Source organism: Achromobacter sp. GW823-FHT04E03 (genome assembly GCF_058796095.1).
In genome coordinates, this window is the sequence record NZ_JBXAIJ010000007.1 from 93360 (window position 1) to 108999 (window position 15640).

The 15640-nt window shown below is 66.7% G+C and carries 13 protein-coding genes; 4 read left to right on the forward strand and 9 right to left on the reverse strand.

Going from position 1 to position 15640, the window contains the following annotated elements:
- Nucleotides 1–6 precede the first annotated feature (6 nt).
- The 6 genes from AC1RHV_RS30155 to AC1RHV_RS30180 all read right to left on the reverse strand — a co-directional run bounded on the left by AC1RHV_RS30155 (nucleotide 7) and on the right by AC1RHV_RS30180 (nucleotide 4857).
- Nucleotides 7–879, reverse strand: a complete 873-nt coding sequence (locus AC1RHV_RS30155) for an MOSC domain-containing protein (protein WP_175163894.1) — start codon at nucleotides 877–879, stop codon at nucleotides 7–9.
- A gap of 96 nt (nucleotides 880–975) precedes the next feature.
- The gene (thpD, locus tag AC1RHV_RS30160) at nucleotides 976–1902 is read right to left on the reverse strand and encodes an ectoine hydroxylase (protein ID WP_054458697.1); all 927 of its coding nucleotides are present in this window, start codon (nucleotides 1900–1902) and stop codon (nucleotides 976–978) included.
- A 17-nt stretch (nucleotides 1903–1919) separates the two neighbouring features.
- Nucleotides 1920–2324 (reverse strand): ectoine synthase, encoded by a 405-nt coding sequence (locus AC1RHV_RS30165; RefSeq protein ID WP_492302599.1) that lies wholly within the window; start codon nucleotides 2322–2324, stop codon nucleotides 1920–1922.
- Nucleotides 2321–3628: a diaminobutyrate--2-oxoglutarate transaminase gene (gene ectB, locus AC1RHV_RS30170; RefSeq protein WP_054458699.1), complete on the reverse strand. Its 1308-nt coding sequence runs from the start codon at nucleotides 3626–3628 to the stop codon at nucleotides 2321–2323. Before ectB ends, AC1RHV_RS30165 begins: the two co-directional genes overlap by 4 nt.
- A gap of 123 nt (nucleotides 3629–3751) precedes the next feature.
- Nucleotides 3752–4312 (reverse strand): diaminobutyrate acetyltransferase, encoded by a 561-nt coding sequence (ectA, locus tag AC1RHV_RS30175; protein WP_054458701.1) that lies wholly within the window; start codon nucleotides 4310–4312, stop codon nucleotides 3752–3754.
- The gene (locus AC1RHV_RS30180; protein WP_054458703.1) at nucleotides 4309–4857 is read right to left on the reverse strand and encodes a MarR family winged helix-turn-helix transcriptional regulator; all 549 of its coding nucleotides are present in this window, start codon (nucleotides 4855–4857) and stop codon (nucleotides 4309–4311) included. The genes ectA and AC1RHV_RS30180 overlap by 4 nt, the downstream gene beginning before the upstream one ends.
- 259 nt (nucleotides 4858–5116) lie before the next feature.
- Between AC1RHV_RS30180 and AC1RHV_RS30185 the strand changes: the two genes are divergently transcribed.
- The 4 genes from AC1RHV_RS30185 (at nucleotide 5117) to AC1RHV_RS30200 (ending at nucleotide 11363) form a co-directional block, all read left to right on the forward strand.
- Nucleotides 5117–6046 carry a MurR/RpiR family transcriptional regulator gene (locus AC1RHV_RS30185; protein WP_054458705.1) on the forward strand — a complete coding sequence of 310 codons (930 nt, stop codon included), beginning with the start codon at nucleotides 5117–5119 and terminating at the stop codon, nucleotides 6044–6046.
- 48 nt (nucleotides 6047–6094) lie between these two features.
- Nucleotides 6095–7435, forward strand: coding sequence for an aspartate aminotransferase family protein (locus AC1RHV_RS30190; protein ID WP_492302602.1), 1341 nt, complete (start codon nucleotides 6095–6097; stop codon nucleotides 7433–7435).
- A gap of 156 nt (nucleotides 7436–7591) precedes the next feature.
- Nucleotides 7592–8596, forward strand: a complete 1005-nt coding sequence (locus AC1RHV_RS30195) for a TAXI family TRAP transporter solute-binding subunit (protein ID WP_054458708.1) — start codon at nucleotides 7592–7594, stop codon at nucleotides 8594–8596.
- 148 nt (nucleotides 8597–8744) lie between these two features.
- A complete protein-coding gene (locus AC1RHV_RS30200; RefSeq protein ID WP_175182326.1) occupies nucleotides 8745–11363 on the forward strand; it encodes a TRAP transporter permease in 2619 nt (872 codons plus the stop codon).
- On the opposite strand, the gene AC1RHV_RS30205 is transcribed toward AC1RHV_RS30200, so the two are convergent.
- The 3 genes from AC1RHV_RS30205 to parC form a co-directional block, all read right to left on the reverse strand.
- Nucleotides 11364–12563 carry a DUF418 domain-containing protein gene (locus AC1RHV_RS30205; protein WP_306653483.1) on the reverse strand — a complete coding sequence of 400 codons (1200 nt, stop codon included), beginning with the start codon at nucleotides 12561–12563 and terminating at the stop codon, nucleotides 11364–11366.
- Nucleotides 12560–13183, reverse strand: coding sequence for a TetR/AcrR family transcriptional regulator (locus AC1RHV_RS30210; RefSeq protein ID WP_306653484.1), 624 nt, complete (start codon nucleotides 13181–13183; stop codon nucleotides 12560–12562). The genes AC1RHV_RS30205 and AC1RHV_RS30210 overlap by 4 nt, the downstream gene beginning before the upstream one ends.
- Nucleotides 13184–13297: 114 nt before the next feature.
- On the reverse strand, nucleotides 13298–15637 hold the full coding sequence (gene parC / locus AC1RHV_RS30215; protein ID WP_054458716.1) for a DNA topoisomerase IV subunit A: 2340 nt from the start codon (nucleotides 15635–15637) through the stop codon (nucleotides 13298–13300).
- Between the last annotated feature and the right edge of the window lie 3 nt (nucleotides 15638–15640).

A 15640-nucleotide genomic window follows, 5' to 3' on the forward strand; every position in this document is an offset into this window, starting at 1 on the left:
CCGGATTCAGAAATCCAGTTCGATCCCGACCTCGTCGCCGACCTTCAGGCGCGCGCCCTCGGGCGCGTCCAGGATGGCGTTCTGGCCGAACACCACGCCGATTTCCAGATTGCGGTAGCCGGCCAGTGTGCGGCCAGGCTCTTCATACTGCTGGGCGGTGTTCTGGTCGATGTCGGGAATCGAGCAACGGGTGCAAGGCTTGACGAAAGCCATCTTCACGCCCGCGGCTTCGATCAGGGCGGTGTGGTCTTCCTCGAAGGCTTCCCATTCGCCCTGGACCACGATATTGGGTCGGAAGCGGTCCATCGGCACCGGCGCCACGCCCTTGGCCTGCAGGCGGGCGTTCAGGTCGTCCAGCGAGGCCTGGTTGGCCACCAGCAGCGGGAAGCCGTCAGCAAAGCCAAAGCAGTGCTGGCCCGCGAACGGTTCGGCCAGGTCTGGATGCGCGTCCACCCAGCGCGACACCCAGTCCGGCTTGGCGTTGCGTTGCGCGGCCGCGTCCACCTTGTACAGCCGGCACGGCGTCTTCAGGAAGTCGGAAAACCACTGCCCGGCCGCCGCGCTTTCGCGCCGGCCGGACGTGGTATCGCTCCACACGGCCACGGACTGCGCCTCTTGTTCCAGTCCCGATCCGTCCAGGGCAACGTCCAGATCGGACATGCCCGGCGCTGACAGGCGCAGCGTGTCGGCCGTGAGCGCCGTGCGGATCAGGGCCATCGCAGGCCATTGGCGCTGCGTCATGAACTGGCCATCGGCGCCGATCAGCATCCAGCGGCGGTCGTGGGCCAGCCCAGCGCGGTCGATGGGCGATTCGTCCAGGGCAATGCCCGCGCAGGATTTGACCGGGTAGATGTGCAGGCTGAGGATGCGGGCGGACATGGCGTGCGGAGTCTCGATGGGGCGAAGTGCGCAGAGAATAGCAGACGCCCGGAAGAAAAAATGCCCAGGCAGCGCCTGGGCATTTTCACAGGAGGCTCAGCCCCCCACCAGCTTCAAGGTATCCAGCGGGGTGACCGCCTTGAATCCCTTGCGCGTCGCGATGTGCTCGGGACGCGGAGTCAGGCCGTACTTGGGCGGGTTCAGCGTGTTTTCCATGCTGTTGTAGACCATGAACACGTTGGCGCGCGGCCACGGCGAGATGTTGCTGTTGGAGCCGTGCATCGTGTTGCAGTCGAAGAACACCACCGAGCCGGCCTTGGCCGTCATGGAGCGGATACCGCCCTGCTCCACCAGCAGCTGCAGGCTGACCGGATCCGGCACGCCGTATTCCTGCTTCTTCAGCGACTGCTTGTAGTGTTCATTCGGCGTCTCGCCCACGCACGAGATGAACTGGCGATGCGATCCGGGCACCAGCATCAAGGGGCCGTTGCACTCGTTGTTGTCGGTCAGCAGCACCGAGCAGCTCAGCGCGCGCATCGCCGGCATGCCGTCCTCGACGTGCCAGGTTTCGAAGTCGGAGTGCCAGTAGAACTCCTTGCCCTTGAAACCGGGCTTCATGTTGGCGCGCGACTGGTGGATGTACACCTCGGACCCCAGGATCTGCCGCGCCACATTGACCAGGCGCGGATCGCGCACCAGGCGCGACAGAATGGGATTGAGCACGTGCACCATGAAGATCGAGCGCACCGCATTGCTGCCGGGCTCGGTGATGGACTCTTCGCGGCGCACGATCGAGGGATCGCGCGTCATGCGCTCGACCTCGGTGGACAGCGCGCGGATTTCATCTTCGGAAAACAGGTTCTCCAGCAGGATGAAGCCGTCGCGCTCGTATTGCTCGACCTGGCCGGCGTTCAATGCGCTGGCGTACTGGCCGTTTTCATAGACCACCGGGTCCTGGCGGGCGATGATGGCGGAACTTCGATCCGTACGGGAGGCGTACGGATCCTGTGCAGGTGAGATCATGCGAACCTCCTTGTGTTTCAGGCCGCTTGGGCTTCGGCTTCAGGCAAGGCGTAGACGCCTTCTTTGTCATGCACTTCCTGGCCGGTCAGCGGCGGGTTGAAGACGCAGATGACGCGCAGCGGCTCCTTGCCGCCGCACAGCCAGTGCTCGTCGTGTTCGTTCAGGGCGTAGACCACGCCGGGTCCCAGTTCGTACTTCTTGCCGTCGGCGATGGTCTCGATGGAACCGTCGCCTTCGATGCACCACACCGCTTCAAGATGGTTCTTGTAGTGGATGTGGGTGCGGCCGCCCGGAAAGATGGTGGTCTCGTGAAAGGAGAAACCCATGCCGTCCTTCTTGAGCAGCACGCGGCGGCTGACCCAGGTGTTGGTGCGGACTTCGTCGGCGGTGCCGATCACATCTTTGACATTGCGTACGATCATTGACGTTTTCCTCCAAATTTCAGGATGCGGGCGGACTGCCCTTCTTCGGCGAGCGCTTCCGCGACACTGGCTTCGATCACGTCCAGGCCCTTGCCGAGCAGCTCTTCCTCGATGGTCAGCGCGGGCAGCAGCTTGAGCACTTCATCGTGCGCGCCCGAGGTCTCGATCACGACGCCTTTCTTGAAGGCGTTCTGCGCGATGCGGTTGGCCAGCGCGGGCGTGGCGTTGCACACCAGGCCCTGGATCAGGCCGCGGCCGCGCACCGACAGGCCGGCGTTGGGATAGCTGTGAACCAGGTTCTCCAGCCAGTCGCGCACCTGGCGCTCCTTGCGCTGGATTTCGGTGGCGAAGGCGGTGTTGGCCCAATAGGTTTCCAGCGCCTGCGCGGCCGTGACGAAGGCCAGGTTGTTGCCGCGGAAGGTGCCGCTGTGGGCGCCGGGTTTCCAGATGTCCAGCTCGGGCTTCATCAGCACCAGCGACATCGGCAGGCCGAAGCCCGACAGCGATTTCGACAGGGTAATGATGTCGGGGCGGATACCCGCGGACTCGAAACTGAAGAACGTGCCGGTGCGCCCGCAGCCAACCTGGATGTCGTCCACGATCAGCAGCATGTCGTGGCGCTTGCACAGCTTTTCCAGTTCCTTCAGCCAGCGCAGCGTCGCCACGTTGACGCCGCCTTCGCCCTGCACCGTTTCCACGATGACGGCCGCCGGCTTGTCCATGCCGCTGCTGGGATCTTCCAGCATGCGTTCAAGATAGGCCATGGTGTCCACGTCCGGACCGAAGTATCCGTCGTAGGGCATGAAGGTGGTGTTGCCCAGCGCATAGCCGGACGCGTCGCGGAACTTCATATTGGCCGTCACCGCCAACGAGCCGCCGCTCACGCCATGGAAACCATGGGTGAAAGAGATGACGTTGGGACGTCCCTTGACCTGGCGCGCGATCTTCAGCGCGGCTTCAACCGCGTTGGTGCCGGTGGGACCGGTGAACTGCAAGGTGTATTGCCAGTTCCGCGGCTTGAGCAGCACGCGGTCCACCGTCTCCAGGAAACGCTTCTTCGCGCTGGTGGCCATGTCCAGGCCATGCACTACGCCGTCCGACTGGACGTACTCCAGCAGCTTTTCCTTGAGAACAGGATTGTTGTGGCCATAGTTCAGCGTGCCGGCGCCGCTGAAGAAATCGATGTATTCGGTGCCGTCCTCATCGATCAGGGTCGAGCCCCTGGCTTGGCTGAATATCACGGGGAACGACCGGATGTAGCCCCGTACCTCCGACTCCATCCGGTCAAAGATCTTCAAGTCCATGATTAATCCTCCCTTTTCATCTCATGAGTGGACGGACGGCCAGAACCCTTCCGGGTGCGCTTGCGCATCCGGATCGGCCAACCATCCCGGTAATTCGATAAGACCGCTGGGCTTGCGCCGCCCCTAGGGGGCTGGCAAGGCGAACGGACCTATCCTCAACAACATCTCGTCGTCATGGTCCGCGCCGCCGAAAAGCTGCCGGTCGAAGAACGGCTGCTCGGAGACGTGGGCGCCGAGTTCGCTGGCCAGGCCGGCAAAGCTGCGGCGCGATGCCTGGTTGTCAGGCCCCACCGTGGTTTCGAGATAGCGGACATGCTCGAGACCCTTGCGGCGCAAGAGCTCGCGGAGCATGGCGCGGCCCAGTCGATGGCCGCGTGCGCGGGTGTGCACCGCGACCTGCCAGACAAACAAGGTGTCGGGCCGGTCCGGGATCACGTATGCGGAGATAAAACCGTCGATGCGTCCGCCGGCGCTTTCGGCCAGGACGCAGGTGTCGCGGAAATGCTCAGCGAGGAGCAGGTACGCGTAGAGGGAATTCAGGTCGAGCGGCGGGCACTCGGAAATGAGGCGGTGGATGGCGGCGCCGTCTTTGCGGTCGGGCAGACGCATGGTATGGGTCTGCGCGCTGACCGCCGGCGCCACGGCACTTGAGAGGGTTGGGGTATCCAGTTCGGTTTTCTTCATGCAACGATTCCCGATTCAGGGGGTGCCCCGCCCGTGGGCACTTCAAGGATGGGCGAAGACACGTCGCCATGCGTGTCGACGGCGGCCTGGCCGTCCTGCTCCATGAGCGCCACGATGCGCTCCAGGGACAGCGTGATGGTGGCCTGTTCCAGTTCGGGCAAGGCATTGAGCGCGTCGGCCAGATGCTTTTGCAGCGGCGACGGCGCGCCTTGCGCCAGTTCGCGGCCCGCGTCCGTGGCCGTGACGAATACGATGCGACGGTCTTCGCGGCCGCGTTCGCGGCGGATCAAGCCCTTGTCTTCCAGGCGATCCAGGATCCCGACCACGGTGCTGGGACTGACGTGCATTTCGCGGCTGATCGCGGTGGCCGTCATCGGACCGTTGGCGATCACGGTGCGCAGGCACATCAGTTGCGGCGCCGTAATGTGGCTGACGGCGGACAACTGGCGCGAATGCAAGGCGATGGAACGCGTGATGCGGCGCAGGGCCCGCAAGATGCGCAAATCGTATTGCTGTGCAGGGTCGGATTTCGCGGTGTCAGTCATGGGAAAACGTGTTCAGTCAAATTCATTTCTACACAAATGATATGCGCACGATTCATTCCCGTCAAACAAAAATCCCGTTGCGTGATGTAAGTAAATGAGCGCCGATTTGCGGGAATTGGCAGCGAATTTCAAGGACTTACCTGCGAGCGAGCTTGCCTGAACCGTCAGGCGCTCTAGGTGGAACCCCTTATAAAAACATATGTTTTTTTATTGATTCAAGATTTATCATCTGTTTTTTTACAGCCTCTTCCCGCCGTACATGTCCTTGCCGTCCGACCTCCTCCTGACCCTCCAGGAAAAACTGGAACAACTGCCGCCGGAACTGCAGCGGGCGGCGCATTGGGTCGTGGCGCACCCCGCCGAGGTCGGCCTGTGGTCCATGCGGCGCCAGGCCCAGACCCTGGGCGTGGCGCCGGCAACCATGCTGCGGCTGGCGCGGGCCGTCGGCTTTTCCAGCTACGAGGATTTCCGTCAGCCCTTCCAGCAGGCCCTGGCAGGGCAGGCCGCGCCGGGACTGCGCGAGCGCGCTGCCGCGCTGCAGGCCGCGGCGGGCGAACCCGCGGCGCCCGGGCACGACGTGCTCACCGACTATCAGGTTCGGGCCATGAGCTCCGTCTGCGCGCTGAACCCGCCCTCCGCCTTCGACGCCGCGGTGCAGACCCTGCTGGAAGCCAGGCAGGTCGGCTTCCTGGGCACGCGCTCAGCCTTCGGCATTGCCTTCCAGATGCGCTACGCCTACCAGCTGGTGCGGCGCAACAGCGTGCTCATAGACGGCCTGGGCGGCGCGCCCGCCGAGCAAGCCGACAACCTGGGACCCGGCGACGCGCTGATCGTGATCTCGCAGGCGCCCTATCCCACCGCCACCGTGCAACTGGCCCGCCAGGCCGCGCAGCGCGGCGTGGCGCTGATCGCGCTGACCGATGACCCCTTGTCGCCGCTGGCGGTCGACGCCCGCCACACCCTGCGCTTCGCGCCTCCTGACCGCGAAGGCGTGCGGGCCCGCCCGGCGCGCCAGGGGCCCGGGTCGTTCTTCCACACCACCGCCGGCCTGCTGGGCCTGGCGGAGCACCTGATCGCCCGGCTGACCGCGCGCGGCGGCGAGGAGGTGCTGAACCGGCTGACCGAAGTGGAACAGCGCCTGCTCAACGACAACGTTTACTGGAGCGCGCCGCCGCGCCGCCCCGCCTGACATCCCGTCCGGATTCGCCTTCAACCTCCTGCATCGCGGAATTGCCCCATGAGCCACACCCATGTCATGCATCGTTCATTGCGCCAGACGCCTCCCGTCGCGGTCCGCGGCCAGGGCGTGTGGGTCTACGACAGCGCCGGCCGCTCCTACCTCGACGGTTCGGGCGGCGCGGCGGTCTCCTGCCTGGGACACAACCACCCCGATATCCAGGCCGCCATGCATGCGCAGATCGACGCGCTGGCCTATGCCCACACCAGCTTTTTCACGACCGAGGTCGCGGAGCAATTGGCCGAGCGCCTGGTGGCCGATGCGCCGCCGGGCATTTCCCATGCCTACTTCGTCTCGGGCGGCTCGGAAGCGGTCGAAGCCGCGCTGAAAATGGCGCGGCAGTACTTCGTGGAAATCGGCCAGCCGGAACGCCGCCACATCGTCGCGCGGCGCCAGAGCTATCACGGCAACACGCTGGGCGCGCTGGCGGTGGGCGGCAATGCCTGGCGCCGCGCGCAGTTCGCGCCGCTGTTGATCGAGGTCGAGCACGTGTCGCCCTGCTACGCCTACCGCGACCAGCGCGAGGGCGAAAGCCCCGAGCAATACGGCGAGCGCCTGGCGCAGGAACTGGAACAGACCTTCGAGCGCCTGGGTCCGGATACGGTGATGGCTTTCGTGGCCGAACCCGTGGTCGGCGCCACCGCCGGCGCCGTCACGGCTGTGCCGGGTTATTTCCGCCGCGTCCGCGAAGTCTGCGACCGTCACGGCGTGCTGCTGATCGCCGACGAGGTCATGTGCGGCATGGGCCGCACCGGCACGCTGTACGCAGTGGAACAGGAAGGCGTCACGCCTGACCTGATCACCATCGCCAAGGGCCTGGGCGGCGGCTATCAGCCGATCGGCGCGGTGATGGTGCAGCAGCGCATCGTGGATGCCATGCAGCAAGGCAGCGGCTTCTTCCAGCATGGCCACACCTATCTGGGCCATGCGATCGCCTGCGCCGCGTCGCTCGCCGTGCAGGAGGTGATCCGGCGCGACGGCCTGCTGGCGCGCGTGCAAGCGCAGGGCGCAGGCTTGCGCCAGCGGCTGGAGAGCGCGCTGGGCGCGCATCCGCACGTCGGCGACATCCGCGGCCGCGGCCTCTTCATGGGCATCGAGCTGGTGCAGGACCGCGCCAGCAAGCAGACCTTCGACCCCGCGCTGTCGCTGCACGCGCGCATCAAGCGCGAAGCCATGGCGCTCGGTTTGATGGTCTACCCGATGGGCGGCACCATCGACGGCCGCCACGGCGACCACGTGCTGCTCGCCCCGCCCTTCATCATCTCCGACGATGAACTGGACCAGTTGACCGAACGTCTGAGCGGCGCCATCGACGCCGCCATCGCGCAGGCGCGCGCCTAGCCGCCTGCTGCAAGCGCGGCGCAAGCGATTGCGCCGTGCCGCCCGCCTGGCGCGGGCTCGTGATGATACGCACAGGGTGCTCCGCGGCTCGCGGGGCGCACCAACCGCCGGCCAAGACCGGCAATATCACGGGGAAAAACCCCAAAAGGAGTTTGCATGACCACGTCCGTCAAACACCCCTTGGGCCATCGCAACGCCTGGACGCTCGCAGCCGCGGGCCTTGCCACGGCATTGCTGTCCACGGCGCCGGCGCCCGCCGCCGCCCAACAGAAGTTCGTCAGTATCGGCACGGGCGGCGTCACCGGCGTCTACTATGCCGCCGGCGGCGCCATCTGCCGTCTGGTCAACAAGGATCGTTCCAGTCACGGCATCCGTTGCTCGGTCGAATCGACCGGCGGCTCGGTCTTCAACGCCAACACCATCAAGGCCGGTGAGCTGGACCTGGGCGTGGTGCAATCCGACGTCGGCTTCAACGCCTACAAGGGCGAAGGCCAGTTCAAGCAGGCCGGACCGTACACCAAGCTGCGCTCGGTGTTCTCCATCCACCCCGAGCCCTTCACCGTCGTGACGCGCAAGGAAGCGAACATCAAGAGCTTCGAAGACCTCAAGGGCAAGCGCTTCAACGTCGGCAACCCCGGCTCGGGCACGCGCGCCTCGATGGAGGAGTTGCTGAGCACCATGGGCTGGACGCTGAAGGACTTCTCGCTGGCGTCCGAACTGCGTCCCGACGAGCACGGTTCCGCGCTGTGCGACGGCAAGATCGACGGCTTCTTCTATGGCGTGGGCCACCCCTCGGCCAACATCCAGGACCCCACCACCAGCTGCGGCGCCAAGCTCGTGTCGCTGACCGGTCCCGCCGTGGACAAGCTGGTCGAGAAGTACCCGTACTACGCCCACGCCTCGATTCCGGCCGGGCTGTATCCGAACAACCCGACGGAAACCAAGACTTACGGCGTGACCGCTACCTTCGTCACTTCCGCCGACGTGCCCGAGGCGACGGTCTACACCGTGGTCAAGGCGGTGTTCGACAACTTCGACGACTTCAAGAAGCTGCACCCCGCGTTTGCCAACCTGAAGGCGGCGGACATGGTGAAGAACGGACTGTCGGCGCCGCTGCATCCGGGCGCCGAGAAGTACTTCAAGGAAAAGGGCCTGCTCTGAGGCCCAGGCCCAAGGGCCGCTGAAACGGCACGCGTGTGTGGCCGGGTCCAACCCCGCCACGCAGGCTGCCGTCCCCTGCGCACAGCAAGCGCGGGGGCTCAACGCGCGCCGCGCCGCCGGCGCGCGCCATGACACGTAGGGGAATTTCATGAATAAAGAGCCGCATACGCCGGCCCCGGACCTGGAACAGCTGGTCGCCGACGCCGACCGCGGAGGCCGCAATGTGCGCGGCCTGGCGGGCGCCACCTTGGCGGCGGGCGCGCTGATCTGGTCCCTCTTCCAGCTCTGGTACGCGTCGCCGCTGCCGTTCTCCCTGAATTGGGGCATCTTCAACGACACCGAGGCGCGCGCCCTGCACCTGGGCATCGCCATGTTCCTGGGCTATCTGGCCTACCCCGCCAGCAAGCGCTCTGCGCGCGACCGCATGCCCTGGTACGACTGGGCGCTGGCGCTGATGGCGGGCTTCTGCGGCAGCTATCTGTACGTCTTCTACAACGAGCTGGCGGGCCGTCCCGGCCAGCCGACCACCATGGACGTGGCCACTGCCGCGATTGGCCTGGCGCTGCTGCTGGAGGTGACGCGCCGCGCGCTCGGCCTGCCCATGACCGTGCTGGGCCTGGTGTTCGTGGCCTACGCGCTGGCCGGTCCCTGGTTGCCCGACGTGCTGGCGCACCGCGGCGCGTCGCTGGAACGCCTGATGTCGCACATGTGGCTGACAACGGAAGGCGTCTATGGCGTGGCGCTGGGCGTATCGGTGTCGTACATCTTCATCTTCGTGCTGCTGGGCTCGATGCTGGACAAGTGCGGCGCGGGCAACTACATGATGCAGGTGTCGTTCGCGCTGCTGGGGCACCTGCGCGGCGGGCCGGCCAAGGTGGCGGTGGTGTCCTCCGCCGTCAACGGCCTGGTGTCGGCGTCGTCGGTGGCCAATGTGGTGACGGGCGGCATCTTCACGATTCCGCTGATGAAGAAGGCCGGATACGGCGGCGTGCGCGCCGGGGCCATCGAGACCGCCTCGTCCGTCAACGGCCAGATCATGCCGCCCGTGATGGGCGCAGCCGCCTTTTTGATGATCGAGTATGTCGGCATTCCATACACCGACATCATCCGCCACGCGATCCTGCCGGCCGCGATCTCCTACATCGCGCTGTTCTACATCGTCCACCTGGAAGCCCTGAAACTGGGCATCCAGCCCATGATGGCCTCGGGCCCCGCGCGCACGCCGCTGCAGAAGCTGGCCGGATGGGGCATGGGCATCAGCGGCACCTTGCTGGTGATGGGCGCGGTCTACTGGATAGGCACGGGCGTGCAGGCCGTGGCAGGCGCCGCGGCCATCTGGGTGTTGCTGGCCATCCTGGCCGTGCTCTATCTGTGGCTGCTGCGCGTGGCGGCGCGCCACCCCGACTTGCCGCAGGACATCGACATCAACCACCCCGTGCGCCCGCAACCCTGGCCCACGGTGCGCGCCGGGCTCTACTTTCTGATTCCCATCGGCATCCTGGTCTGGTGCCTGAGCGTGGAAGAGCTGTCGGCCGGACTGTCGGCGTTCTGGGCGGCGATGGCGATGCTGTTCCAGATGGTGACGCAGCGTCCGCTGATCGCCTGGTTCCGCAAGCAGCCGGTGTCCGCGGCCTGGCGCCACGGCTGGCGCGACGCCATCGGCGGCCTGGAGGACGGCGCCCGCAACATGATAGGCATCGCCATCGCCTGCGGCACCGCCGGGCTGATCGTGGGCGCCATCACCCTGACCGGCCTGGGCCTGCGCATGACGGCCTTCGTCGAACTGGTGTCCATGGGCAACGTGCTGCTGATGCTGATCTTCACGGCGGTGGTGTGCCTGATCCTGGGCCTGGGCATGCCGACCACGGCCAACTACATCCTGATGGCGACGCTGATGGCGCCCGTGGTGGTGGAGCTGGGCGCGCAGAGCGGCCTGGTGATTCCGCTGATCGCGGTGCACATGTTCGTCTTCTACTACGGCATCATGGCCGACATCACCCCACCCGTCGGCCTGGCGACCTTCGCGGCCGCCGCCATCTCGGGCGAGGACCCGATCAAGACCGGCATCCAGGGCGTGACCTACGCGGCGCGCACGGCCATCCTGCCGTTCATGTTCGTGTTCAACCCCATGCTGCTGCTGATCGACGTCACCTACGGTTGGGAACTGGCGCTGGTCGTGACGGGCGCCACGATCGCCTCGCTGACCTTCGCCGCCGCCACCATGCGCTGGTTCCGCGTGCGCTGCACGCTGGCCGAAGTCGGCGTGCTGCTGCTGGTCACGTTCATGCTGTTCCGTCCGGACTGGTTCATGGACCATTTCGCGCCGCGCCATGAAAGCCGTCCGGCCTCCGAGATGCAGGCCATCGCGGGCGCGCTGCCCGACAATGGAAGGCTGACGGTGGTGCTGCGCGGCATCAACCTGGAAGGCGACGAACTGACCAAGACGGTGGCCGTTGCCCTGCCCGAATTGACGGACAACCCGGGCGGGCAGGACGCGGGCCGCAAGCGCCTGGCCGAGGCCGGACTGACACTGATGAGCCTGGGCGAGCAGACGCAGATCGGCGGCGTGCGTTTCGGCAGCCGCGCCCAGCGCGCCGGCTGGGAACAAGGCTGGGACGTGCTGGAAGTGAAGGCGCCCAACCCGCAGCGCTGGTCCGACTTCTGGGTATATGTGCCGGCGTTGCTGCTGCTGGCAGGCATGTGGGCGCGCCAGGGCCGGCGCGACGGCGGCGCCCCCGTCGGCCGGCTGCGCGCCAAGCCGGTCTGATCAGTCAGCCCGCGCGCGCCGCCAGGCCGGCCAGGCGCCGATGGTGAGCGCGCGCAGGAACCACTCGACCGGGCCGTAGGCGTGGCGCCGCAGCCACCAGGCGGACAGCGGCAACTGCGCCGCGAATATCGCGACGGCAATGCAGAACGTCGCCAGCGGCGAGACCGAGCCGAACAGGCGCAGGCCCCAAGCGGTGAAAAGAAAGGCGCAGACCACGGATTGCATCAGGTAGTTGCTCAATGCCATCCGCCCGGCGGGCGCGAGCCAGCCCGCCAGCCGCGCCCCCGGCTGCGTGCGCATGGCCAGCAGCAAGGCCGCCGCGTACGACATGCTGAGCAACGGCGCGGTCAGCAGGTCCACCGCCAGACCCGGCAGTTCCCAGGCTGCCCCCGCTGACGGCAGCGTGCTGAAGGCGTAGGCCGCAGAACCGGCCAGGCCTGGCGCCAGGCCCAGCGCGCACAGCAACCACAGCACACGAGGCTGACGCCAGGGATCGGCCAGCGCGTTACGGCGGCCCAGCGCGTAGCCCGCCAGGAACATTGCGAACGCGAACGGCCCTTGCACGAACAGCACCGTCAACCACACGCCCCCGGTCAGCTCTTTCCAGTGCTGCGCGATGGTCGTGCCTATGCTGCCCCGGTAGGCGTCGATCGCCGCCAGGGCGTCCGCGTGGTACTGCGCCTCGTACCCGGGCGACACCGGGTCCAGATAGCTCAATGCGCCCAGAATGGCCCACAACGAGGCCGTCAGCACGATGAGCCACAGCGAAATGCGCAGCGCCCGCCGCGGCTCCATCCGCCGGCACAGCAGCAGCGCCAGGCCCAGCAATGCGTAGGTCAGCAGTATGTCGCCCTGGTAGAACAGCACCGCGTGCGCCAGCCCCAGCAAAGCCAGGCCCGCCAAGCGGCGCAGGAAGCGCGGCGCAAAAGCCGCCTGGCTGCGTTCGGCAGCGGTCATCTGCAAGGTGAAGCTGTACCCGAACAGGAAAGAGAACAGCAGGTAGAACTTGGTCTCGAACAGCCACGCGATCAGCCAGCGCACGGCCAGGTCCAAGGGCTGCGAGTACGCCGGGTCGGCCACGCCGGCGCCATAGAACGGCGACGAGAACACGCCGATGTTGACCACCAGGATGCCGAAGAGCGCGAAGCCGCGCAGCGCATCGACCTGCTCAAGCCGCGCATGGGTTGCCGCCGCGCTCATGCCTGCCCCCCTGCGGCTGCGCCTTGTTGCGCGTCGCCAGGCAGGCACCGCGACAAGGCCTGTTCCAGGAGACGGCTGCCGGCCGCCGCGCCAAAGGCGGGGTCGACCACCGACCGGCTGTAGACGCCGTCCAGCAGCAACAACAGCGTATCGGCCATCTCGGCTGCCGCCTGCGGCGGCGTGCGTTGTGCCCACACCGTTTCCAGCAAGGCCATCAACCCGGCCTTGCGCGCCGCCTCGTTCTCCAGCACCAGCGCGTGCACGCGCGGGTTGCGCACGGCTTCGGCCAGGATCTCCATGCCCAGCCTGACGTAGGCCGGGTCTTGATGCTGCGCCAACTGCGCGGCGACCCAATCCGCCAACGCCCGCCTCGCGTCGGGCGCGGCGCACGCTTGCCGCATGCGTTCGCGCGCGGACTCGGTATCCGACGCAATCATCGCTTCGATGATTTCCGCCTTGCTGCCGTAGTAGTGGAACAGGTTGCCGGGGCTCATGCCGGCGCGGGCGCAGATCTGCGCCGTCGAGGTCGAATGGAAGCCCTGCTCTGCAAAGCAATCCGCTGCGGCGGCCAATATCTGGGTGCGCCGTTCCTGCTGCTTGATGGGGTCGATCTTGCGCATGCTATTAATAGACTGAATGATCTATCTATTAAATACCGGGATCGCGCAGCCGGTCAACAGACGAAAAAAATGGCGGGCCGCAGCCCGCCATTCTCTTGTCTGCCCGCCCGGAACCTAGCCCAGCACCGGCGACAGCACCACCGGCTGCTTGGGCCGCACATCCAGCGCCCGCCCCTTGCGGGCGCGCTTGCCGATGTACGGCGCCAGCGCGTCGCCCGCCAGGATGTCCTCGGTGTGCTTGTTGCGGTAGATGCCGGCCGCGCGCAGGCCGCCCGCGCCGATGGGCACGGTCTGGTCCAGCTTGTCGGTCCCGTCCAGCCCCATCAGGATGGTGCCGCGGCCGCCGCCGGACAGCGTCTTGACCTCGTCCAGGCCGAACACCAGGAACTTGCCCTTGTGCGACAGCAACGCCAATTGCTTGGCGCCGTCGAACAGCGGCACCGGACGCAGCAGTTCGTCGCCCTCTTCCAGGGTGATGAACTGCTTGCCGGCGCGCTGGCGGCTGACCATGTCGGACAGCTTGGCGGCAAAGCCGTAGCCGCCGCGCGTAGCCAGCAGCCAGCGGCTGTCGGGCGCGGCCGCGATCGTGTGGACGATACGCGTGCCGCTGCCCAGGTCGATCATGGTGGTGACCGGCTGGCCGTCGCCGCGGGCCGAAGGCAGCCCGGCGACCGGCACCGAATAGACGCGGCCGTTGTCGCCCATGGCGATCAGCGTGTCGGTGGTGCGGCACTCGAAGGCGCCGTACAGATCGTCGCCCTGCTTGAAGCCGAATTGCGACGCATCGTGGCCGTGGCCCTGGCGGGCGCGCAGCCAACCCTTCTGCGACACGATCACGGTGACGGGCTCGTCCAGCACCTTGGTTTCGAGCACGGCGCGTTCGGCGGTCTCGATCAACGTGCGGCGGTCGTCGCCGTATTGCTTGGCGTCGGCCTCGATTTCCTTGACCAGCAGGCGCTTGAGCGAAGCGGGATTGTCCAGCAGTTCCTGCAGGCGCACCTGTTCGTCACGCTTGTCGGCCAGTTCCTGCTCGATCTTGAAGCCTTCCAGGCGGGCCAACTGGCGCAGGCGCATTTCCAGGATGTCCTCGGCCTGGCGTTCGGACAGCTTGAAGCGTTCCATCAGCGCGGCGCGCGGCTCGTCGGATTCGCGGATCGTCTGGATGACTTCGTCCACGTTCAGGTAGACGACCATGCGGCCTTCCAGCACGTGGATGCGGTCGATGACCTTGTCCAGGCGGAAGCGCGTGCGGCGCACCACGGTGTTGGTGCGGAACGCCAGCCACTCGACCAGGATGTCGCGCAGCCCCTTCTGGCGCGGCCGGCCGTCAGTGCCGATGCACACCAGGTTGATGGACGAGCTGCTTTCCATGCTGGTCTGCGCCAGCAGCGTGTTGACGAATTCGTCGCGGTCCACGCGCGAGGTCTTGGGTTCGAAGACCAGGCGCACGGCGGCGTCCTTGCCCGACTCGTCGCGCACGGCGTCCAGCAGGTTCAGCATCACGGCCTTGGCCTGCGTCTGCTCGGGCGTCAGGCTCTTCTTGCCGGTCTTGACCTTGGGGTTGGTGATTTCCTCGATCTCTTCCAGCACCTTCTGGCCCGAGGTGCCCGGCGGCAGCTCGGTGACCACCAGTTGCCATTGGCCGCGCGCCATTTCCTCGAACTGCCAGCGCGCTCGCACCTTGAGCGAACCGCGGCCGCCCGCGTAGATCTGGGCGATGTCCTCGGCCGGCGTGATGATCTGCCCGCCGCCCGCGAAATCCGGCCCCGGGATCAGGGCGTGCAGCTCGGCGTCCGGCATCTGCGGATGCTTCAGCAGCGCCACGCAGGCCTGCGCCACTTCGCGCAGGTTGTGCGGCGGGATCTCGGTCGCCATGCCGACCGCGATGCCCGAGGCGCCGTTGAGCAGCATCACGGGCAGGCGCGCCGGCAACATCTGCGGCTCTTGCTGGCTGCCGTCGTAGTTGGGCACGAAGTCCACGGTGCCTTCGTCCAGCTCGTCCAGCAGCAGCTTGGCGATGGGGGTAAGGCGGGCTTCCGTGTAGCGCATGGCGGCGGCGTTGTCGCCGTCGCGCGAACCGAAGTTGCCCTGGCCGTCGATCAGCGGATAGCGCAGCGAGAAATCCTGCGCCATGCGCACCATGGCGTCATAGGCGGCCTGGTCGCCGTGCGGGTGATACTTGCCCAGCACGTCGCCCACGACGCGCGCGGACTTGACGGGCTTGGCGCCAGCGGCCAGCCCCATCGCCTGCATGGCGAAGAGAATGCGCCGCTGCACGGGCTTCTGCCCGTCGCCCACGTCCGGCAGGGCGCGGCCGCGCACCACGGACACCGCGTAGTCCAGATAGGCTTGCTCGGCGTAGCGCGCCAGGGTGATGGCGGCGTCGCCATCGCCACCGCCATCGCCGCCGGGCGGATTGGAATCGAACAAGCCGGGTTGATTGCTGTCGGTCATGAT

Bases quoted from the DNA above. Each gene is read 5' to 3' on its own strand.
- AC1RHV_RS30155 (WP_175163894.1), bottom strand. From the start codon at position 879: ATGTCCGCCCGCATCCTCAGCCTGCACATCTACCCGGTCAAATCCTGC.
- ectB (WP_054458699.1), bottom strand. From the start codon at position 3,628: ATGGACTTGAAGATCTTTGACCGGATGGAGTCGGAGGTACGGGGCTAC.
- AC1RHV_RS30210 (WP_306653484.1), bottom strand. From the start codon at position 13,183: ATGCGCAAGATCGACCCCATCAAGCAGCAGGAACGGCGCACCCAGATA.
- AC1RHV_RS30190 (WP_492302602.1), top strand. From the start codon at position 6,095: ATGAGCCACACCCATGTCATGCATCGTTCATTGCGCCAGACGCCTCCC.
- parC (WP_054458716.1), bottom strand. From the start codon at position 15,637: ATGACCGACAGCAATCAACCCGGCTTGTTCGATTCCAATCCGCCCGGC.
- AC1RHV_RS30165 (WP_492302599.1), bottom strand. From the start codon at position 2,324: ATGATCGTACGCAATGTCAAAGATGTGATCGGCACCGCCGACGAAGTC.
- AC1RHV_RS30195 (WP_054458708.1), top strand. From the start codon at position 7,592: ATGACCACGTCCGTCAAACACCCCTTGGGCCATCGCAACGCCTGGACG.
- thpD (WP_054458697.1), bottom strand. From the start codon at position 1,902: ATGATCTCACCTGCACAGGATCCGTACGCCTCCCGTACGGATCGAAGT.
- AC1RHV_RS30180 (WP_054458703.1), bottom strand. From the start codon at position 4,857: ATGACTGACACCGCGAAATCCGACCCTGCACAGCAATACGATTTGCGC.
- AC1RHV_RS30185 (WP_054458705.1), top strand. From the start codon at position 5,117: ATGTCCTTGCCGTCCGACCTCCTCCTGACCCTCCAGGAAAAACTGGAA.
- ectA (WP_054458701.1), bottom strand. From the start codon at position 4,312: ATGAAGAAAACCGAACTGGATACCCCAACCCTCTCAAGTGCCGTGGCG.
- AC1RHV_RS30205 (WP_306653483.1), bottom strand. From the start codon at position 12,563: ATGAGCGCGGCGGCAACCCATGCGCGGCTTGAGCAGGTCGATGCGCTG.
- AC1RHV_RS30200 (WP_175182326.1), top strand. From the start codon at position 8,745: ATGAATAAAGAGCCGCATACGCCGGCCCCGGACCTGGAACAGCTGGTC.